21 protein-coding genes are annotated in these 20,606 nt (G+C 58.7%); 12 read left to right on the top strand and 9 right to left on the bottom strand.

Translation table 11 applies throughout. The features are described from left to right. Positions 1 to 74 precede the first annotated feature (74 nt). The gene (locus tag J3A65_RS08865) at positions 75 to 2,663 is read left to right on the top strand and encodes a mechanosensitive ion channel family protein (protein WP_062457201.1); all 2,589 of its coding nucleotides are present in this window, start codon (positions 75 to 77) and stop codon (positions 2,661 to 2,663) included. Between the two features lie 173 nt (positions 2,664 to 2,836). Then, on the top strand, positions 2,837 to 3,685 hold the full coding sequence (locus J3A65_RS08870) for a response regulator (protein WP_174196706.1): 849 nt from the start codon (positions 2,837 to 2,839) through the stop codon (positions 3,683 to 3,685). Between the two features lie 71 nt (positions 3,686 to 3,756). On the opposite strand, the gene J3A65_RS08875 is transcribed toward J3A65_RS08870, so the two are convergent. Together J3A65_RS08875 and J3A65_RS08880 are read right to left on the bottom strand one after the other, a co-directional pair. Then, a complete protein-coding gene (locus J3A65_RS08875) occupies positions 3,757 to 4,785 on the bottom strand; it encodes a GlxA family transcriptional regulator (RefSeq protein WP_062458093.1) in 1,029 nt (342 codons plus the stop codon). Between the two features lie 219 nt (positions 4,786 to 5,004). Next, positions 5,005 to 5,214: a hypothetical protein gene (locus J3A65_RS08880; RefSeq protein ID WP_209900760.1), complete on the bottom strand. Its 210-nt coding sequence runs from the start codon at positions 5,212 to 5,214 to the stop codon at positions 5,005 to 5,007. A gap of 214 nt (positions 5,215 to 5,428) precedes the next feature. Between J3A65_RS08880 and J3A65_RS08885 the strand changes: the two genes are divergently transcribed. Then, positions 5,429 to 6,322 carry a LysR family transcriptional regulator gene (locus J3A65_RS08885; RefSeq protein ID WP_062458089.1) on the top strand — a complete coding sequence of 298 codons (894 nt, stop codon included), beginning with the start codon at positions 5,429 to 5,431 and terminating at the stop codon, positions 6,320 to 6,322. Between the two features lie 21 nt (positions 6,323 to 6,343). Here the strand turns inward: J3A65_RS08885 and J3A65_RS08890 are convergent, their stop codons facing one another. Then, a complete protein-coding gene (locus tag J3A65_RS08890) occupies positions 6,344 to 7,120 on the bottom strand; it encodes a formyl transferase (RefSeq protein ID WP_209900762.1) in 777 nt (258 codons plus the stop codon). Positions 7,121 to 7,414: 294 nt separating this feature from the next. On the opposite strand from J3A65_RS08890, the gene J3A65_RS08895 reads away from it, so the two are divergent. Then, a complete protein-coding gene (locus tag J3A65_RS08895) occupies positions 7,415 to 7,573 on the top strand; it encodes an entericidin (RefSeq protein WP_062457192.1) in 159 nt (52 codons plus the stop codon). Positions 7,574 to 7,705: 132 nt separating this feature from the next. Here the strand turns inward: J3A65_RS08895 and J3A65_RS08900 are convergent, their stop codons facing one another. The 5 genes from J3A65_RS08900 to J3A65_RS08920 all read right to left on the bottom strand — a co-directional run bounded on the left by J3A65_RS08900 (position 7,706) and on the right by J3A65_RS08920 (position 12,180). Continuing rightward, a complete protein-coding gene (locus J3A65_RS08900; protein ID WP_209903405.1) occupies positions 7,706 to 8,056 on the bottom strand; it encodes a hypothetical protein in 351 nt (116 codons plus the stop codon). 165 nt (positions 8,057 to 8,221) lie between these two features. Then, positions 8,222 to 9,274, bottom strand: a complete 1,053-nt coding sequence (locus tag J3A65_RS08905; RefSeq protein WP_209900764.1) for a glycine betaine/L-proline ABC transporter ATP-binding protein — start codon at positions 9,272 to 9,274, stop codon at positions 8,222 to 8,224. Further along, on the bottom strand, positions 9,267 to 10,175 hold the full coding sequence (locus J3A65_RS08910; protein WP_062457186.1) for a proline/glycine betaine ABC transporter permease: 909 nt from the start codon (positions 10,173 to 10,175) through the stop codon (positions 9,267 to 9,269). The genes J3A65_RS08905 and J3A65_RS08910 overlap by 8 nt, the downstream gene beginning before the upstream one ends. Before the next feature lie 204 nt (positions 10,176 to 10,379). Then, a complete protein-coding gene (locus J3A65_RS08915; RefSeq protein ID WP_092662231.1) occupies positions 10,380 to 11,375 on the bottom strand; it encodes an ABC transporter substrate-binding protein in 996 nt (331 codons plus the stop codon). 661 nt (positions 11,376 to 12,036) lie between these two features. Beyond that, on the bottom strand, positions 12,037 to 12,180 hold the full coding sequence (locus tag J3A65_RS08920; protein ID WP_200933893.1) for a hypothetical protein: 144 nt from the start codon (positions 12,178 to 12,180) through the stop codon (positions 12,037 to 12,039). A 298-nt stretch (positions 12,181 to 12,478) separates the two neighbouring features. Between J3A65_RS08920 and cobU the strand changes: the two genes are divergently transcribed. Further along, positions 12,479 to 13,000, top strand: a complete 522-nt coding sequence (gene cobU, locus J3A65_RS08925; protein ID WP_209900766.1) for a bifunctional adenosylcobinamide kinase/adenosylcobinamide-phosphate guanylyltransferase — start codon at positions 12,479 to 12,481, stop codon at positions 12,998 to 13,000. A 31-nt stretch (positions 13,001 to 13,031) separates the two neighbouring features. Here cobU and J3A65_RS08930 read toward each other — a convergent pair whose 3' ends face one another. Next, positions 13,032 to 13,817, bottom strand: coding sequence for a TSUP family transporter (locus tag J3A65_RS08930; protein WP_062457174.1), 786 nt, complete (start codon positions 13,815 to 13,817; stop codon positions 13,032 to 13,034). A 199-nt stretch (positions 13,818 to 14,016) separates the two neighbouring features. Between J3A65_RS08930 and J3A65_RS08935 the strand changes: the two genes are divergently transcribed. The 7 genes from J3A65_RS08935 (at position 14,017) to J3A65_RS08965 (ending at position 20,552) form a co-directional block, all read left to right on the top strand. Continuing rightward, the gene (locus J3A65_RS08935) at positions 14,017 to 14,982 is read left to right on the top strand and encodes a nucleoside hydrolase (RefSeq protein ID WP_062457172.1); all 966 of its coding nucleotides are present in this window, start codon (positions 14,017 to 14,019) and stop codon (positions 14,980 to 14,982) included. Positions 14,983 to 15,141: 159 nt separating this feature from the next. Further along, on the top strand, positions 15,142 to 15,426 hold the full coding sequence (locus J3A65_RS08940; RefSeq protein WP_092662234.1) for an acyl carrier protein: 285 nt from the start codon (positions 15,142 to 15,144) through the stop codon (positions 15,424 to 15,426). 22 nt (positions 15,427 to 15,448) lie between these two features. Then, positions 15,449 to 15,922: a 3-hydroxyacyl-ACP dehydratase FabZ family protein gene (locus J3A65_RS08945; RefSeq protein ID WP_062457169.1), complete on the top strand. Its 474-nt coding sequence runs from the start codon at positions 15,449 to 15,451 to the stop codon at positions 15,920 to 15,922. A 102-nt stretch (positions 15,923 to 16,024) separates the two neighbouring features. Next, entirely contained in the window at positions 16,025 to 17,221 is a 1,197-nt protein-coding gene (locus tag J3A65_RS08950; RefSeq protein WP_209900768.1) for a beta-ketoacyl-ACP synthase, read from the top strand. Between the two features lie 11 nt (positions 17,222 to 17,232). Next, on the top strand, positions 17,233 to 18,519 hold the full coding sequence (locus J3A65_RS08955; RefSeq protein WP_062457163.1) for a beta-ketoacyl-ACP synthase: 1,287 nt from the start codon (positions 17,233 to 17,235) through the stop codon (positions 18,517 to 18,519). A 62-nt stretch (positions 18,520 to 18,581) separates the two neighbouring features. After that, positions 18,582 to 19,610, top strand: a complete 1,029-nt coding sequence (locus tag J3A65_RS08960) for a zinc-binding dehydrogenase (protein WP_062457160.1) — start codon at positions 18,582 to 18,584, stop codon at positions 19,608 to 19,610. Positions 19,611 to 19,616: 6 nt separating this feature from the next. Continuing rightward, on the top strand, positions 19,617 to 20,552 hold the full coding sequence (locus J3A65_RS08965) for a lipid A biosynthesis lauroyl acyltransferase (protein WP_209900770.1): 936 nt from the start codon (positions 19,617 to 19,619) through the stop codon (positions 20,550 to 20,552). The last annotated feature ends 54 nt before the right edge of the window (positions 20,553 to 20,606 follow it).

Genomic DNA, 20,606 nt, shown 5'->3' on the forward strand with positions numbered 1-20,606 from the left:
ACGTCCTTTTCTTCGCCTTGAAGTGCCTCTATTCGTGCCTGCGATTCCGATTGTCCTGAGAAGAGTAGAGACCGGTGCGCGTGAACTCCTTCGATCCCTTGTCGCTGATGACGCGAACGATCCGCGCATCCATGATCGTCCTGCTTGTGACCGCAGCAGCGTTTACGGCCAATGCGCAGGCTCCGCAAAACGGTACGACGTCAACCCAGGCTGCACCGACCCCGGCTGCGCCAACCCCGGCTGCACCGACCCAAGCGGCACCAGCCCAGACCGCGCCGGGCCAGGCAGCCCCCGGGCAGGCCGGGCAACCGCAGGCATCTGCTCAGCAAAACCCACAGTCGATGGTGACGGTCGACTCGATCAATCATGAAATGAAGGAGACATTGGACAGCCTTCGCGGCCGGCTGACCACGTTCAACGATCAGGTCAGGCAGGATACGACCGACGACGGCCGACTGGCCGAGCTTCGCCTGCAGGCGGAAGAGATCGTCGAACAGATGCGCAGCGCGTCTGACACGCTGAAGGCACGTGTCACGCAGATCCAGTCCAGGTTGACGAGCCTCGGAGAACCACCGGCCGAAGGGCAGCCGCAGGAAGCGCCGGCCGTCGCCGAGGAGCGCGGCAAGCTGGTCAATGAGCGTTCCGAGCTGAACCTCATCGTCGATGATGCCAACAACCTGGCCAACAGCGCGACAAATCTCGCCAACACGATCACCAACCTGCGCCGTGCCCTGTTCGCGCAGACGCTGTTTCGTCATACGGAATTGAACGCCGATCTATTCATCGAGGCGGGCAATGCCTTCGTAACTGAAGTGCACAACTTCAACGCGACGCTTGGCAGTTGGATCGGCTTTGTCATCCGCTTCAAGCTGCTTCAGCTTCTGAGCGCCATCGCGCTGTCCATCGGTGCTGCGGCCCTATTCCTCTGGGGCGGCTACCGCATTTTCGGCCGCTTCATTCGTCGCAACGGTCAGGAAGATCCATCCTACATCAAGCGTCTTTCGGTCGCCTTCTGGTCGACCGTGATCCAGACGGTCTCGATCGCGGCCTTTCTGGTGACCTCCTATCTCTTCCTCGATGGGTTCAATGTTCTCAGACCCGATGTGGCGCCGATCATTGCTTCGCTGTTCGGCTTCATCTGGTTCGTCTCGTTTGTCTGGAAGCTCACCTATGGCGTAATGGCGCCGGGAGAGCCGGCATGGCGACTGGTGCGCATCACCGACAAGGGCGCGCGGCTGCTGACATTGGCCGTGCTCGTTATGGCGGTGGTCAACGGACTGGATTACCTTCTCGGCGCGATCAGCGAAGCATTGAACTCGCCGCTGGTTCTGACGATCGTCAAGAGCCTTTTCGCCGCTGTCATCGTTGGTCTCATCCTGATCGCCATTTCCTTTGTTCGGCCGCGCGTTGCCGAGGGCGAGGATCGTGGCGGCAGTACCGGCCATCCCTGGCCGCGGTTTTTCTCCGGTCTGTTGAAGATCATGGGCGGGCTGCTTCTGCTTGCTGTCCTGACGGGCTATATTGGTCTTGCTCGTTTTGTCGCGACACAGATCGTGCTGACCGGCGCGGTTGTCGTCCTGGTCTATCTGGGCTTCCTGTCGGGCAAGGCGATCTCCAAGCAGGGTGCGTTCAAGAACACCGGCGCCGGTCGGCAGCTGGCGGAGCGCCGCAATTTTGGCGAGGTCGCGCTCGACCAGACAGGGCTTGTTGCCGGCCTCGGCATCTATGCGTTCGCCCTGTTTCTCGGCATCCCGCTCATCCTTCTGACCTGGGGCTTCCAGACCACCGATATCGAGGCATGGATCTACAATTTCTTCACCGAAATTCGGATCGGTAACGTCTCAATCTCGATCGTCGGCATTTTCGGCGGCATCCTTCTGTTCGGATTAGGCTTTGTCGTCACCCACTGGGTTCAGAAGTGGATCGACAACAACGTTCTTGCTCGAAGCCAGGTGGATCTCGGTGTCCGAAACTCGGTGAAGACGGGCATCGGCTATCTCGGCGTCGGACTTGCCGTCATCGTCGGCGTGTCGGCTGCGGGCATTGACCTCTCAAGCTTTGCTCTTGTCGCGTCTGCACTGTCGGTCGGTATCGGTTTCGGCCTGCAGAACATCGTATCGAACTTTGTTTCGGGACTGATTCTGCTTGTGGAACGTCCGTTCAAGGTGGGTGACCACGTGGTGACGGGTGCAAACGAAGGCATCGTCAAGCGGATTTCTGTACGTGCGACCGAGATCGAGACCTTCCGCAAACAATCTATCATCGTGCCGAACTCCGACCTGATCAACGCCGCGGTCGGCAACTGGACGCATCGCAACAAGATCGGCCGTTCGGAAATTCCGATCGCTGTCAGCTACAACGCTGACCCGCAACGGGTGATGGACATTCTGCTGGAACTCGTCGACCAGATCCCCGAAGTGCTGCGGAATCCGGAACCTCACGTCGAGTTCCTGACATTCGGGCCGTCGTCGCTGAATTTCGAGCTTCGTTTCCATCTCGCTGACATGGGCGATGGTCTTCGCATCCGGAACAACCTCAGGATCGCCATTCTGCAGCGCTTCCGCGCGGAGGGCATCGAGATTCCGTTCCCGCAGCAGGAGATCGTCTTCCACCGCGGAAAGCCGGTCCTGCCGGATGAGGGAGATACGGCGGGTGGCGCGTAAAGCCACACGCCGAGAATGGTAAGGTACCGGAATAATACATCATTCACTTTAGGCAGCGGTAACTCGATGACCGCTGCGCTCAAGATGTGAAAGTACTGCCTAATTAACGCTTCTGAAAATTGCTTCGCATAGAGTTAAACAAATGGGGCAAGGATCGGGGTTAAAAGGGTACCATGACATTTCTCGGCATTTCCGGCATGCAATATTCCGGCGAATCTTTGGCGAATGCGCGCATATTGCTTGCGGAAGATTCCAACGTATTTACGTCGATGGTCGGGACCCGACTGAAAGAACTGTTCGGCATCGAGATTGAGATCTGCCGTAACTTCGAAGATCTGCAGCTTGCTTACGATCGCTCCACCGAGCCTGTCACGCTTGCGATCTCCAACATCAACCTCCCGGGTGCTGAAAACGGAGAGGCGCTGGAATACCTGATCGATCTGTCGATCCCGACCATCGTCTTTACCGGCACCTTCCAGCAGGAAACACGCGATAGGCTACTGGCCAAGGATATCGTGGATTATATCCTGAAGGACAACGTCTTTGCGGTCGACATGCTGGCGGAATCGGTTTGCCGGTTCCTGACCAACCACCGCCATCACGTCCTGATCGTCGATGATAGCATGACCGCCCGCGCATTGCTGTCGAGTCGTCTGAAGCGCTATAACTTTAGGGTCAGTGTCGCCGAGAACGGCGCCAAGGCCCTCGAGATCCTGAAGAAGAGCCCCGATATCGGTCTCGTCGTCACCGACTACAACATGCCCGATATCGATGGTTTCGAACTGACGCGCCGCATCCGCTCGGTTCGCGGTTCCCACGAACTGCGCGTGATCGGCGTGTCTTCGTCGTCGGACCGGCTGCTTTCCGCCCGGTTCTTGAAGGCCGGCGGCAATGACTTCATGTTGCGGCCCTTCATCGACGAGGAGTTCTACTGCCGCGTCAACCAGAACCTGGATACGCTGATCCAGATCCGCACGATGCGCTCGAAGGCTCCAGCAGCCGACGTCAGGAACGTTGCCTGATTTCTTGAGAGCTGCTGAGTGTGCAAAGCGAGCAGCACCTCATATCGATGGGGTGCCGCTCTTTAAAAAACTTACACCACGACCCCGGTGCGTGCGGTGTTGAGCGAAAGCTTGCGCTCTGCGCGTTCCTGCTGGGGTGAGCGGTTGTAGACCTCGCGGTAACACTTGGAAAAATGAGACGCCGACACGAACCCGCAGGCGACCGCAACCTCGACGACCGGCATCGAGGACTGCACCAGCAGATGCCGGGCGCGGTCAAGGCGGATCTCGAGATAGTAGCGGGCAGGGGATCGCCCCATCTCCTGCCGGAACAGCCGCTCAATCTGGCGGCGGGACAGGCCGACATCGTCGGCGATTTCGACCAGTGACAGCGGCTCGGCCAGATTGTTTTCCATCAGCTCAATGATCTGCAGAACCTTGGAGTTCTGGACCCCGAGCCTCGCGCGCAAGGGAAGACGCTGGCGGTCATGCGGGTTGCGGACGCGATCTGTCAGCTGCTGTTCGCAGACCCGGTTGACAAGATTGTCGCCGAAATCCTGGCCGATCAGGTTCAGCATCATGTCGAGTGACGCGGTGCCGCCAGCGCAGGTATAGAGGTTGGAGTCGACCTCGTAGAGATCCGCATAGACTTCCGCCTGTGGAAACGCTTCGGCAAAACCCGGGAGGTTCTCCCAGTGGATCGCGCAGCGCTTGCCGTTCAGGAGCCCCGCCTGCGCCAGAATATGCGCGCCGGTGCAAAGGCTTCCGACAGCCGTGCCGCGGTTATAGGTCTCGCGCAGCCAGGCGTTGACAGACTTGTTGTTGAACTCCTCCACATAGATGCCGGAACACATCAGCACCATGCTGGGGCGATGCTCACCGCTCAGGTGACGGCGTTCGTCTGCAAGAGAGGAATTGACTTCGAGACCGATACCACTGGACGAGTAGACCTTCTCGCCATCGACGGAACAGAGGCGCCAGGTATAGGCGGCGTAGCCAAGCATACGGTTTGCGATCCGCAGGGTCTCGACGGCAGCTGCAAAGGGCAGCATAGTAAAATGCGGCACAAGAAAGAAAACGAGCGCGCGTTTCTTCGCGTGCCCACGGTTTGTTATATCCATGTCGCTGTTCCCTTCGCTGGCCGCCGTTAATCCGGTCGTTTCTTTAAAAGCGACATTGACACGGAAGGCGGTGACGGAGAAGGACATTTGACGACGGCGAAATGTCAAATTTGCGACGTCCAAAGGTCGCACACACTATAATCTGGTTAACAGGCGATCAAAAAAGACGCAGCCTCAAGACCTGCCTGCATGTCGCATGCAGGCCATGAGTATTGCGCATCATTGGCGCCTGAGGTCGTTGTCGGTGGATGGCCAACCGATATCCTTGCGGATTTCTGGTGGCAGGCCCTCAAGGACCTGTTCATTTTGACGGCGGCGCCATGCGTCCCGCAGGTTTGAAACGGTGCTCAGGGCAAGCCCGAAGTATGTCGCAAACGACGACTGCGATGTTCGTGGCTGTACGCTCTCACGATAGGTCATGATGCTCATCGATTTTCTCCTTGGGGCTCTCGTTCGAGCACTGGACGCCGATTCAAAGTGAACTGCGGTCAGTCATCAAAAAAGAGAATTAAAATGATCCATCCCATCAAGATTCGTTTTGTTTTGAGATGGCGTGTCGTGTTTCCAAGGGTGCGACCTGTTTGACTTTCAATCAAACGAAATGATATGGTGCTTAGGTTCAATTTAATTGATGGTGATGACGATGACCGTTCCGTTTCGACCGCCTCTTCCATTGCTCGATATCGACATCCTGAGAACCTTTGTTGCCATTGCCGAGACGGGCAATTTTTCGACTGCGGCAGAAGCGGTTCTGCGAACACCGTCGGCCGTGTCCATGCAGATCAAGAAGCTCGAAGAACAGTTGAAGACGACGCTGTTCCTGCGGGACGCGCGCTCGGTGTCGTTGACGCAGAATGGCGAAATGCTTTTGTCCTATGCGCGCCGGATGCTCGCTCTATCGAACGAAGCGGTCTCGCGATTCGTCATGCCCGATCTAGCGGGCGTCGTGAGGCTGGGCGCTCCCGATGATATCGCCGAGCGGTTACTTCCAAAGCTCCTGAAGGATTTCGGAGAGAGCTTTCCGGGGATCATGGTCGATGTCACCGTTGACCAGAGCCTGCAGTTACGCCGGCGGATGGATGAGCAGCGGCTGGATCTCACCCTGATCAACTGCGCGACAAGGCCGTTCCCGACCACCGGTGAAGTGATCCATTCCGAACGGCTCGTATGGGCCGGTGCTAAATGCGGCAATGCCTACTTGCGTGATCCGCTACCGATCTCCGTCTGGGAGGATGGGTGCGTGTGGCGGCAGGATGCGATCTCTCAGCTCGATCGCCACAAGCGCTCCTATCGTATCGCCTATGCGAGCTCCCATACGATGGCGCAGCGCGCAGCAGTCGTGTCCGACCTTGCGATCGCACCATTCCCGCTTTCCTATGTCACGAGCGACATGCAGGTTCTGGGCGCCAAGGAAGGGCTGCCAGAACTCATCAGCTTCGACATTCGGCTTCTAACCGCGCCCCATCTCTCGGCCCCGGCCAAGGCTGTCGCGGAAAGCATGAGGGAAGCGTTCGGCGCGCTGGCAACGGCGGCCTGAACTCGGGCATTTCCGTTAGCATCACCAGATCTTCTTGGTGATGCCGTGATAAAGCCATGTCCAGATCGGCGGCGGAAAGCGCAGGGCTGATGGCCCGGCTGGTTCATACGGCTTCAGATTGCCCGTGATCGCATCCTGGATTGCTTTGATTGCGATATCCGTCGCGGATGCCGTCATCAGGAGCGGATAGGTTGCCATCGTGTCGGAACGGGCCGGAGATATCCGTTTCTCGTAAAGCGTTCCGCCGGTATCGACCCCGTTGTCAACGAGATGGACGGTTGCCCCGAAATTCTGCGCATCGCCTTCCACGAGAGCCCAGTACCCGCCCATCTGGCCACGATACATCGGGTTGATGCCGGCGTGGAAGTTGATCACGGGGCAGGGGATCGCGGCAAGCGTTCGGGATGACAGGATACGGCAGGATATCGTGAAGACGACTGCCGGTCGGATTGCACTTACCGCAGCGTGACACGAAGCGTCATTCAGGGACGATACGGCTGTCACAGGAACTGCCGGGTTGGGAGCCGCTATCAACCCGTGCTCGTGAATGATCTCTTCAGACCGTCTCGCTGCGATGCCTTTGCCGAGCCGTGACGCAATCATCGTAGCCAGCTGAGCAAGCGCATGCATCCATCCAAACCGCTTCGCGCGCCGCTTCAGAAGCACCGATTTCGGTTCCGCTTCCTCCTGGATAACGTGGAGATCAGAAAACTCCCGATGGATGGCATTGATCATCACCTGCGGGTTTATGCCGCCAGCAGTCATGATCAAAACCCGAGAAGATGAATGTTCCGTCATGGGCTTGCCCCGTAATTGACCGCGTAGCGTGCGCGCTCACAGTAACGGGGAAAGATTGGCAAATTCACACCGACCTCTCGGTTCGCGCGCTGCGACAACCGATTTGTCTGTATCATTGTGCTGGGACCGGCGGTGGGGTCATCGGGCGCGATTGGGCTGTTGCCAAAAAGCATCACAGCGGTCGCTAACAGACACATCACATTTGATCACGTGAACTTTTTCCGAGCTGGAACGTTCCTGTGCCGGAAATTGATTTTCCGAACGATTTGATCTTCATCCAGGGAGTTTTCTAACATGACGGCAAAGACAGTCACGGTTATCGCCGCACTTTTCGTAACGGCAGCTTCGCTCAGCTCGTGTGGCAACACGATCCGCGGCGTAGGCCAGGACACGGCGAACACCGTGAACGCCACCCAGGACGCCGGCCACCGCGTTGGCAAGGCTGCACAGTAATTAGTTACTCCCCAGCTCCGCTGTCGGCCATCACGTGCCGGCAGCGAGGCTGCTGAGGTGCCCCGCAGCGAGGGGCAGGGCGGTCTTGGCCTACAAGCTACCGCCAGTTTCGATGCGCTTTGCTCGACTTGATCAGACTCGAGCCTTTGGATAGGCGCGCTCGAAGCCGCCTGACTGATCAAGACCCTTCTTGAACGCCTGATAAGCCGGGTGCTGGCTGGATTTCGCCGCTTCCGCAATCCGGATTTGCATCCGCGCCGGCGCTGCATTGCCAAGCCATCCACCAGATTTTTCCAGTTTCAAAGAGTTGAGAAACCGTCCTTCGCTCGCTTTATCCAGGTAGAGATGCAGACCCGACAGGAGAAGGTCATCGCTCGACGGGCTCTCCATTAACAGGACAAGCCAGGACTGCTGTTCGGCCGACAGGTTCTCGAAACTCTCGGCAACGGTCTCGCGACTGCCAATTGGCGAAATGTTGCTCACGTCTTCATCCTTTACCGTGATCGTTTCACGCCAGATCCGCGCCTCCATACCGTAGCGAGCGCCGTCCTGACCTTTGTCGATCTTATCGCCCAACATGTCGACCTTGTCGATAAGGACGTCGGCATATGGCGGGTTGGCGTCAGAACGGTCCGACGCCGAGCCCTGTCATTCCGCAGCGATCCGTGCCTCCTCGGATGATGCAGGGCTTACCATGGCAGAAATGATGGTGTGCAGGTCGAGCGTCCCGACAGGCGCTCCAGTCGGATCTGTAACCGTTGCCCGTGTCAGGCTCGCCTCGCAGATCGCTCTCGCAGCGGCTTCGATCGTCGTGTTGCCCGCAAGCCTGATGCCGTCAGTCAGACCGTCGAACGGTTTCATAACGGTTTTTGCCTGCAACACACGCCCTCGGTTCACCTCCTTGACGAAGGCGGTGATGTAGTCATCAGCCGGTGACAGGACGATATCTTGGCCGGTTCCCTGCTGCACCACTTCGCCATCGCGCAGAATGGCGATCTTGTCGCCCAGCCTCAGGGCCTCGTCGAGATCATGGGTGATGAATACGACGGTCTTCTTGAGCTCTGCCTGGAGATCGAGAAGCACGGTCTGCATATCCACGCGGATTAGCGGATCGAGCGCGGAATAGGCCTCGTCCATCAAAAGAATGTCGGCATCGTTGGTCAGCGCCCGTGCGAGGCCGACGCGTTGCTGCATGCCGCCGGAAAGCTGATTCGGGTAGTGATTCTCGAAGCCGGAGAGGCCGACCCGCTCGATCCAGTACTGGCCTTTCTTGAAGCTTTCCGCGCGAGGCACGCCCTGGATATCCAGTCCGTAGACCGTGTTTTCGATCACGGTCCGATGCGGCAGAAGCGCGAATTTCTGAAACACCATCGCCGTCTTGTGCCGACGGAATTCCCGAAGATCGTTCTCGCTCATGGTGCACACGTCGATGCCGTCATAGACGACTTCGCCGTAGGTCGGGTCGATCAGCCGGTTGATATGGCGGATCAGCGTCGATTTGCCGGAACCCGACAATCCCATGACGACCGTGATGCCGCCCGCCGGCATGGATATGTTGATGTCTTTGAGGCCGAGCACATGACCGTGGTTCTTGTTGAGCTCGGTCTTCGTCATGCCCGCCTTGATGGCGTCGATATACTGGCGACCGTTCGCGCCGAAGATTTTGTAGAGACCTTTGATCTCGATGCCGTGACTAGCCATGGACCACCTCCGAATGTTTTTGCAGGCGCTTGCCGAATGCCTGGCTTGTTCGGTCGAAAATGATGGCGATCGCAACAAGCGCGAAACCGTTCATGATGCCGAACGTAAAGAACTGGTTGTTGATCGCCTGCAGCGTGTTGCGGCCAAGCCCGCCGACGCCGACCATGGATGCGACTACGACCATCGCCAGCGACATCATGATCGTCTGGTTGATCCCGGCCATGATTGTCGGCAGGGCCAGCGGCATCTGCACGTTCTTCAGCTTCTGGCTTGGCGACGAACCGAACGCATCTGCAGCTTCGAGCACTTCCTTGTCGACAAGCCGGATGCCGAGATTGGTCAGGCGGATCATTGGCGGGACCGCATAGATGACCACCGCAATCAGTCCCGGAACTTTGCCGATACCGAAAATCATCACCACGGGGATGAGGTAGACAAAGCTCGGCAGGGTCTGCATCACGTCGAGAACCGGGTTGACGCTTGCCTGCGCGCGGTCGGACCGCGCCATCAGGATGCCGATAGGGATGCCGACGATGATGGAGATGAGAGTTGCGACCGTGGTGATCGCGAGCGTGATCATCGCATCGTTCCAAAGGCCGATAAAGCCGATGAACGACATTCCGAGCGCGGTACCGATGGTGATGCGGATGCTGCGGCTGCCGAGATAGACGATGGTGAGGATGACGGCGAGAACGATGATCCACGGCGAGTTGGTGAACAGCCTTTCCAGGAAGTTCAGGAACCATTGCAGGGGCTGGACGATCGTATCGATAAAGCCGGTATATTCGCGAACAAGGCTCTTGAACCCCTCATCGATGACCTTGCGCGCTTCACGGATGGAAGCGTCGCTGATCGCCGGAAAGCTACAGAGAGCGTTCGGCAGAAAGTTGCAGGTTGCCATGATGTTCCCCTTTATAGGTTGGATTTTTGGCGTAACCCGGCATGGCTGCCCGAGCGCCTTCCTGACCAAATCAGCGTCATGCACGTCTGCTATGGATAAGGCGTCGGGTTCGCGCTACCGTCAGCGGTGGACGGCCTGTCGCGACTTCTCACGCGCCTTGAGCGGGAAGCCGCAGATCGGCTTCCCTCATTGGCGAGGCTAGGCTCAGAGAGCGGCCTTCACCTTTTCAGCGACGTCGGCACTGACCCACTTGCTCCAGATTTCCGGGCTGGTTGTAAGGAAGTGCTTGGCTGCGTCTTCATTGGTGCCCTGGTTGTCGGTCTGCCAGGCGAGAACGCTGTTGATCGTGGCGTTGCCCCATTTGCGGGCCTTGATGTAATCCATCGCGACGCCGGCCTTGTCGGCGAACTTCTTCGTTACGACCGTGAAGGCTTCCGAACTCGGATAGGAGTTGACCTTTGGGTTCGGGCAATCCGGGACCGCCGTGCAGGCATCCCAGTTGGCCTTGTCATGCGGCGTATCGAAGGACAGCTTCACCATCTCGTACTTGCCGAGAATCGCGGTCGGAGCCCAGTAATAGCCGAGCCAGCCGGTCTTCTTCTCGAATGCGCCGGCAATTGAGCCGTCGAGCCCGGCAGCAGAGCCGGTATCGACCAGTTCAAAGCCTTTTTCGCTTGCGCCGAGAGCCTTGTAGAGGTTGGCGGTCGATGTCTGGCAGTTCCAGCCGGACGGGCAGTTGGTGACCGCGCCCTTGGATTTGTCTTCCGGTGCCGGGAAGAGTTCGGGATGAGCAAGCGCCTGCTGCACGGTCTTGATATCCGGATGCGCGTCAGCGAGGAATTTGGGGATCCACCATCCTTCGACAGCGCCGTCGGCAAGGATTTCCGCTGCAATGACGAGCCGTCCTTCCTTGACCGCTGCGTCGAGCGGGGTGCGCACCGCGTTGACCCAGAATTCGGGTGCAAGGTCAGGCTGACCTTTTTCGTTCATCGATGTGAAGGTCGGCATCGTGTCGCCGGTCACCATTTCCACCGAGCAGCCATACCCGTTTTCGAGAATGATCTTGTCGATATGAGCGGCAACCCCTGCGGACGCCCAGTTCATCTCTGCGATTGATACCGAACCGCAGTCGGCATGGGCCGTGCCGGCAAAAGCGTAAAGACCGGCGGCGAAGGCTGCGGAAGTGAGGAGTTTCTTCATGTGTAAGACCTCCCAGTCTTATTCGTGACAGTGTTCAACTCTGGAGGCGCCGATAGCCGGCACCCGATGACTGCGGCTTTGTGCGATCAACCGGTAGATGTGATTGCACCGGCCAGCTGGCCTCATGCGTCTTTTATACGCCAGCGAATGATGTCACAGGCGTTGCGCAATAATGGGTCAGCAGTATCAGCCTACGTTTTCCGAAGCAGAAATCAACTGTCCGCGAGTAACCGCACAATAACGGGCATATCACCAAGCCCTTGTAAGATATCGTGTTCGCGTCTTTTGTGACGACAAAAGCGCCATCGCCGGCAATAACTAAGCAAACTCTGCAACCAGCAGCAGCCCGTTCATGCAGTCGGCACTTTGTCACGTCCGATATTTGACGTTTAGTGGCTGATTAGCGCCCTCGCTGTCGCAAAGAAAAAATCACGCAGTGTGGGGAAAAAATTGAAACTGCAGGCATTGGTAACGCGCTAATAACCATACGGTAAGAATGTACGCGTAGATGTTGCCGCCATGGTCGTCCTCGAACGACTTGGCGCCGGATCAGGTAGTGCGTACCGGACGCCATAACCATTTTGCAGTGACGCAAGCGATCTCGAAATGAAAGATCGCGCTATGGTTGCGTCAATGTCGACTTTTGGGTTCTGATTTTACATCAGCCAGCGCTGAACGTACGGATGAAACCGAGCAGCGAAAAGCGCGTGTCGAGTTCCATGGCGCGGGTCTGACGATCACGACGCGGAAGGCTCGAATTCCAGGCAATCTGAACGCCATCATTGTTCTTGAAGATGTAAAGCATCGTTGTTTCCTCAGAGGCTTCGTAGACCGAAGCCATGTCGTTTTCATATGCGCTCAGATACGCGGCGAACCAGCGCGTTTCAACGCAACAAGTCGGCAGCGCATGTCGCAAACAGAATGCCCATTGAGAAAGTTGTGAGATCGCGCCCCGAAATGTCTAACCCGCATGGGATTGACGGGCGACCTTCAACGAGTCAACATGGCGCTGCAATGCAAATCCAGAGCAAACACCAGCAGGGCCGGACGCCTTCCTCATCTACGAATCGTCCGGTCCCTTTCTCTGCGATCGGCCTGCTGCCATGACCCGCTCCGGGCGCGTCGTCCTTGTCCTTGGCGGCGCCAGATCCGGCAAGTCATCCTTCGCTGAAAAACTTAGCGGCGAAACCGGTCTCAACAGGCACTACATTGCCACAGGCCGCGCCTATGACGCCGAGATGGAAGAACGCATTCTGCGCCATCAAGCCGACCGTGGCACGGGCTGGATCACCCACGAAACACCGTTGAACCTCGCAGCCAACCTTCGCAGCATAGACTCTGATGATGTCGTCATCCTCGTCGACTGCCTCACGCTGTGGGTGACGAACCTGATGATGGCGGAGGCAGACATTGCCTTAGCCTCTCAAGGACTTCTGTCTTATCTGAGGGATACTGCTTCGACCGTCATCCTCGTGTCGAATGAAGTCGGTCTCGGTATCGTGCCGGACAATCGCATGGCGCGAGACTTCCGCGATCATGCCGGCCGCCTGCATCAGGCAATCGCAGCCGTGGCAGACGATGTATTTCTCGTGGCCGCCGGCTTACCGCTGAAGATGAAGGGGTGACGGGCTATACTGGTTTCGGTCGGGAGATAATCTAGAACCCCAGCCAGATACGAACCGGATGAGCCGGATTGGCGATCAGTTTGGTCGCAAGCGCAATGCATGAGATCACCAGCAGCGGCTTGATGATCTTCGCACCGTTCCGCATCGCCAGTCGCGACCCAATCTGCGCACCGATGAATTGGCCAACGCCCATCATCAGGCCGATCTTCCAGAGCACCGATCCCGACGCTGCAAACACCAGAAACGACCCGAAGTTGGAGCCGAGATTGATGAGCTTCGTGTGGGCGGTCGCCTTGAGCAGTCCGAAGCCGGCGAGCAGAACGAAGCCCAGCATGTAGAATGATCCGGCGCCTGGCCCGAAGACGCCATCGTAGAGCCCGACGATCGGCACGGCGGTCAGCCCGAAAACGAACGGCGTCACCCGTCGGTGACTTTCCAGATCGCCGAGATTGGGTTTGATCGCAAAGAAGATTGCGATTGCCACGAGCAGAAAGGGGATCGCGGTCGTCAGGAATTCGGCTGGAACGATGGAGGCAAGCAGCGCACCGATGGCGCCGCCGAGCGCCGCCATGGCTGCCATCGGCAGCTGCTCTTTCAGCTTCACATGGCCCTTGCGCGCATAGGCGATTGTTGCCGATGCCGAGCCGAACTGGGATTGCAGCTTGTTCGTCGCGATCGATTCCAGCGGCGGAATGCCGGCAATGAGCAAGACGGGGATGGTGATCAGCCCGCCGCCACCCGCAATCGAATCAACGAACCCCGCGAAGATGGCTGCGAGGAAAAGAAGAAAAAGCAGCTGAAATGCAATGTCGCTCAAGGCTGGCGCTCTGCGTGAAGGAGAGGAGGGGAAATGGCGAAGGGATGCGCGCCGGCTTGTGGCACCGAATCGGTGATCCGGCAATAGGAGGGGCGCTGGCAGCGGTTGCAGATTGCGGCTGCATTGCAGTAAACCGTTGCGGCGCTATGTTGCGCGATGAACGGCCGCTGGCAGGCGGCGAGCATTTCAAGGTATTCGCATGCAAAAAGTCATATTCGATACTGACCCCGGCGTAGACGACGCCATGGCGCTGCTGTTTCTGCATCGCCATCCGGATATTGATCTTCTCGGCGTGACAACGGTGTTCGGAAATGCCTCGATCGAACTGACCACGCGCAACGCCCAGTTCCTGCACAAGGAGTGGGGCATCGACGCGCCCATCGCCAAAGGGGCGGGCAAGACGCTTGATCCGTCGCGGGTCGAGCAACACTCGCCAACGATCGTGCACGGCGAGGATGGCCTCGGCAATATCGGCGTGCCTCTCGAAATCGATTGGCCGCTCGATCCGCGCGAGGCATCGCAATTCATCATCGATACGATCAGGGCCAATCCCGGCGAAATCACCATTGTCGCGGTCGGTCGCATGACCAACCTGGCTTTGGCGCTGCAGGCTGATCCGGAGATCGCAGGCCTGACCAAGCAGGTGGTGATCATGGGCGGCGCTTTCGACGTCAATGGCAATGTGACGCCAGCAGCCGAAGCAAATATTCACGGCGATCCGGATGCCGCCGATATCGTCTTTACCGCGCCGTGGAACGTCATTGCTTTCGGCCTCGACGTCACCATGAAGACGATGATGTCGTCAGATGATATGGCTGAGTTGGCCAAGGGTGGCGATAAGGCGCTAACACTCCTGTCCGACCTTTCGCAGTTCTATATCGATTTCTACCGCCAGGGCGCGGGTCTCGATGGAATGGCAATCCACGACAGCTGTGCCTGCGTCTATCTGGTGGCGCCCGATCTGTTCAAACTCCGCAGCGGCCCTGTCCGCGTGGTCTGCGGCGGCATTGCCGATGGCGAGACGATCCAGGCGCCTGACACAGGCCGACGGTTCGTCGATAGTCCTTGGGATGGTCAGCCAAGCCAGAAGGTCGCGGTCGGTGTCCAACCCGAAAAGGTCCTGGACGTTATCCGTGTCGCGCTGACGGCAGGTCGGCCGGCCTAGCCCTCTTCGAATTTGAGGGTGGTTTGGCATTCTGACCGATCGGCAATCGATGTTTAGGCAACAATGTAGCGGCAAATTGGCGCCGTCTTGTTGGAACCCATTGGCATTTTCGATTGGTTTCCTTATGTGGAACACCGAATACAGACTTTTTAAAAGGACATGGGCGTGACTGCTACATTCGACAAAGTTGCCGACATCATCGCTGAAACCAGCGAGATCGACCGCGAGACGATCACGCCGGAGAGCCACACGATCGACGATCTTGGCATCGACAGCCTGGACTTCCTCGACATCGTTTTCGCGATCGACAAGGAATTCGGGATCAAGATTCCGCTCGAGCAGTGGACCCAGGAAGTGAACGAGGGCAAGGTCTCGACGGAGGAATACTTCGTTCTGAAGAACCTCTGCGCCAAGATCGACGAACTGAAGGCGGCAAAGGGCTAAAGCCCAAAGCCGACGCAAGTTCATGCTGCTTGAATATTTCCAGATGATCGATCGGGTGGAAACGCTTGATCTCGCGGGAAAGACGCTGACTGCACGCTCGGTCGTTCCTGAAAAGAGCCCTGTTTTCGAAGGGCACTTTCCGGGAATGCCGCTCGTGCCGGGCGTGCTTTTGATCGAAACCATGGCGCAGGCATCCGGAATGCTGGTACTTGCGGCGACCGATTTCGCCGCGATGCCATTTCTGATGTCGGTGGACAGTGCCAAGATGCGTGCGTTTGTCGAGCCGAACGCCGTGCTCGACATCGAGGCGTTTCTGGAGCATGAGGGTTCCGGCTACATGGTGACAAAGGCAAAGATTACGTCGGGCGGCAAGAAGGTGTGCGATGCGCAGCTCAAGCTGCGGACCATGCCTTTCAGTGAAGTTCCGCTGGCGCCGATCGTGCGCAAGCGCGCCGAAGAGATCGGCCTCATTGCGGCGATGCAAGCCGGCACCTGACGCAAAGCCTTCGGGAATAATGCGGCCCGGACGGACCGGTTCTAAAGTGTCCCGTCGTGCCTGATGTCGTCGCTGGTCAATGGCCGCGCAAAGAGGACAGTTATGAAGTCTGACAATGATGTGGTGATTACCGGGGTCGGCATCGTGACCTCGCTCGGCGTCGGCATCGAGCCGCATGTCGCGTTTCTGACGGGATCGTCCATCGACGAGCCCAAGGTCGAAACGGAGCGTTTCAAACCCTATCCTGTCCATCCCATGCCTGAGATCGACTGGTCCGCACAGATCGCCAAGCGCGGCGATCAGCGCCAGATGGAGAACTGGCAGCGTCTCGGCGTGTTTGCCGCGGGGCTCGCTCTCGACGACGCCGGGCTGAAGACGGATGCGGATGCCTGCGCCTCGATGGATATGATCGTTGCAGCCGGCGGCGGTGAGCGCGACATCAAGGTCGACTCGCTGATTGTCGACGAAGCCCTGAAGCGCAACGACCGCGACATGGTGCTCAATGAGAAGCTGACGACAGAGCTGCGTCCCACCCTGTTTCTCGCCCAGCTTTCGAACCTGATGGCGGGCAATATCTCGATCGTCCACAAGGTCACCGGCTCGTCCCGCACCTTCATGGGCGAAGAATCGGCCGGTATCTCGGCCATCGAAACCGCCTTCCACCGCATCAAGGCGGGCCAGTCGAGCCACAGTCTCGTCGGTGGCGCCTTCGTGGCGGAACGGGCTGATATTCTTCTGCTGGTCGAGGGCATCCGTGCCCACGCGACAGGCGGCTGGCAGCCATTGTGGTCTCGCTCGCCGGACAATGGCGGCGGAATGATCACCGGTTCGGTGGGCGCCTTCCTGGTGCTCGAATCCCGCGGCTACGCGCAGGCGCGTGGTGCACGGATCTATGCAACGATCGATGCCGTCGAAGGCGATCGCGGCACCCGCGACGATGGCGGGCTCGAGAAGCGCATGTCGCGGCTCACCGCCCACGGCACGCAAGGGGCGGAAACTGTCGTGTTCTCCGGCGCGAGCGGCATGGTCGATCTCGCGAAGCGCGAAAAGACAGCGCTCGAGCAGGCTTTCCCGGGTTCCGCGATCCGCGGCTTTGGCGGCGTTACGGGCCACGCGATGGAAGCGCAGTTCCCGCTCGGCATCGCCCTTGCAGCGCTGACGCTCGAATCGACTGCCAAGGTCCCGGCCTTCGACGCCGCAAACGAGACGCCGATGGCGTCCCCGGCAAAGCAGGCGATTGTCACTACAGTTGGATATACACGCGGCGAGGGGATTGCTGTCCTCTCTGCTGAAGCGTGAAGGAGACAGTCATGAGTGACAACCGCTTCACGGATCATCTCGGCCGGCCCATCGTCGCGGTCACCGGCATGGGCGTCATCACCTCGCTCGGACAGGGTCTTGATGACAACTGGTCAGCGCTGACCTCTGGCACGTCGGGCATCCACAAGATCACCCGTTTTCCGACCGAAGGCCTTTCGACCCGCATCAGTGGCACGGTGGACTTCATCAAGGTTCCAGCCGAAAACTCGGTCGAGCGCTCGTTTGCCTTCGCCCGCGAGACAACGGCGGAAGCGTTGGCCCAAGCCGGCTTGTCCGGTGATTTCGACGGACCGCTGTTTCTGGCCGCTCCGCCAGTCGAGCCGGAATGGTCCGACCGTTTCGCGCTTGCAGACCGTGCACCGCCATCGACGCAGCAGGGCGATGCCTACGATCGCTTTCTGACGGCCATGCGCGAGCGTCCTGATCCTGTCTTTCTCGAAGCCGTCCAGTTCGGTTCGATTTCGGAGCGCCTGGCCGACAAGTTTGGTACCCGTGGCCTGCCCGTAACGCTTTCCACCGCCTGCGCCTCTGGTGCAACCGCGATCCAGCTCGGCGTCGAAGCGATCCGTCAGGGTCGTACCGACAAGGCTCTGGTCGCTGCGACCGACGGTTCTGTCAGCGTCGAGGCACTCGTGCGCTTCTCGCTTCTGTCTGCGCTTTCGACGCAAAATGATCCGCCGGAAAAGGCGTCCAAGCCGTTCAGCAAGGATCGTGACGGCTTTGTCATCGCGGAAGGTGCGGCAACGCTGGTGCTGGAATCGCTGCAGTCGGCCATTGCCCGCGGCGCCAAGGTGCTCGGCATCGTCAAGGGTCTCGGCGAAAAGGCCGATCACTTCCACCGCACGCGCTCGTCCCCGGACGGCGGCCCGGCGATCGCCACGATCCGGGCGGCGCTTGAAGATGCGGGCATGGACGAAAGCGGCATCGGCTATATCAACGCCCACGGCACATCGACCCCGGAAAACGACAAGATGGAATATAGCTCCATGCTGGCCGTATTTGGCGAAGGTTTGAAGGGTATTCCGGTGTCGTCGAACAAGTCGATGATCGGTCACACGCTGACGGCAGCCGGCGCTGTCGAAGCCGTATTCTCGATCCAGACGATGCTGACCGGCACTCTGCCGCCGACCATCAACTACACCAATCCCGATCCGACGATCGAGCTGGATGTGGTGCCGAATGTGAAGCGGGACGGTGCGCCGAGGGCGGTTCTGTCCAATTCCTTCGGCTTCGGCGGCCAGAACGCCAGCCTTGTCATGACGCTTGAACCGGCGTAAGGCGAGCCCCCAAGAGATTTGATAGACTTTTGAACGCCCAAACGGGCGGAGGATGACCTGTTATGCGCGCGCTGCAACTGATTGATGACCGCAAGCTCGAAGCCGTCGACATTCCCGAGCCAGAGGCGCCGGGTCCTGGCGAAGTCACGTTGCGTGTCAAGGCCGTAGCACTCAATCACATCGACGTCTGGGGCTGGCGCGGTATGGCATTCGCCAAGCGCAAGATGCCGCTGACGATCGGCGCCGAGGCCTCCGGCGTCGTGGAAGCCATCGGTCCCGGTGTTTCGAATGTTCTGCCCGGCCAGCTTGTGTCGATTTACGGCGCCCGTACCTGTGGTCTCTGCAAGGCGTGCCGCGAAAAGCGCGACAACCTTTGCGAAAATGTCTCGGGTGTTCATGGCTTCCATCTCGATGGCTTCGCGCAGGAAAAGGCCAATCTTCCGGCCCGTCTTCTCGTTCCGGCACCTCCGGGCGTCGATGCCGTTGCAGCAGCACTCGCGCCTGTCACATTCGGCACGGTCGAGCATATGCTGTTCGACAACGCCAAGCTCCAGCCCGGCGAGACGATCCTCATTCACGCCGGTGGCTCGGGCATCGGATCTGCCGCCATCCAGCTGGCAAAGAAAATGGGCTGCACGGTTATTACCACTGTGGGTTCGGACGACAAGATCGAGAAGGCCAAGGCCCTCGGCGCCGATCATGTCATCAACTACCGCGTCGATCGGTTTGAAGGCGTCGTGCGCAAGCTGACCAAGAAGAAGGGCGTTGATGTCGTCTTCGAACATGTCGGCAAGGATACCTGGGCGGGTTCCATGCTGTGCATGAAGCGCGGCGGACGCCTCGTCACTTGCGGCTCCACCTCGGGTGTTTCCACCGACCTCAATCTGATGATGCTGTTCCAGCAGCAGTTGAAGCTCATCGGCTCGTTTGGCTGCCGCATGGAGAACATGGCCGATGCCATGCAAAAGATGGCCCAGGGCATCGTTCATCCGGTGATCGACACAGAAGTCACGTTCGATGAAATCCACAAGGCACTTGCCCGCATGGAAAGCCGCCAGATCTTCGGCAAGATCGTCCTGAGGATGGACTGACCACGGATGAAGATGGTCATCACCCGGATCGTTCTGTCGCTGATCCACTTCCGCCAGTGGCTGGTGGCGCAGCTCACGTTCGGGCTGCTGAATTTCCTGAAGATCTTTCCGGCGGATCCGGCGATCCGGTTTGCCGATCGCTTCGCTCGCTACATCGGGCCGAAATTCTGGCGTCACAAGCTGATGATGACCAATCTGCGCAACGCCTTTCCGGAAAAGGGTGAGGCGGAGCTTCAGGAGATCGCTGTCGCCAGCTGGGGACATATGGGCAGGCTCGCCGCCGAATATGTCTTCCTCGACCGGCTGTTCGATTTCGACCCCGAACAGGCAGAGCCGGGCAGGGTGGAAGTCTCGGGCACCCCGATCTTCCTGGACCTGCGCGACAACCCACGTCCGTTTATTGTCTTTACCGCCCACACCGGCAATTTCGAGCTCCTGCCTGTCGCCGGCAAGGCCTTTGGTCTCGAGGTCATGGTGTTGTTCCGTCCGCCGAACAACCCTTACATCGCCGATAAGGTCTTCTCGTTCCGCAGTGCCCGCATGGGGCAGCTCGTGCCGTCGCATGCGGGGTCATCGTTCTCGCTGGCAAGGCGCCTGGACGCGGGCGGGGGGGTGGGTGTCCTCGTCGACCAGAAGTTCAGAAAAGGCTTGTCGACCAATTTCTTCGGACGCCCGGTTAAGACGAACCCGCTTCTTGCCAAGCTCGTGCGTCAGTTTGATGCGGATGTCTATCCGGCCCGCTGCATCCGTCTCCCGAACAACCGTTTTCGCCTTGAGATAGAGCCTCGCATCGAACTTCCGCGCGACGAACGCGGCAATCTCGACATTCAGGGCACGTCTCAGGTCCTGAACGACAAGGTCGAATCCTGGGTGCGGGAATACCCTGAACAGTGGCTGTGGTATCACGACCGCTGGCACATCAAGAAAACGGTCACAGATTGATTTCCTGAGGCCACAATTCTCGTGGGTTGCAAGCGTCTACGGGTATTTACCGGC

It is taken from the genome of Rhizobium sp. PvP014, assembly GCF_017876855.1.
Classification (GTDB): domain Bacteria; phylum Pseudomonadota; class Alphaproteobacteria; order Rhizobiales; family Rhizobiaceae; genus Neorhizobium; species Neorhizobium soli.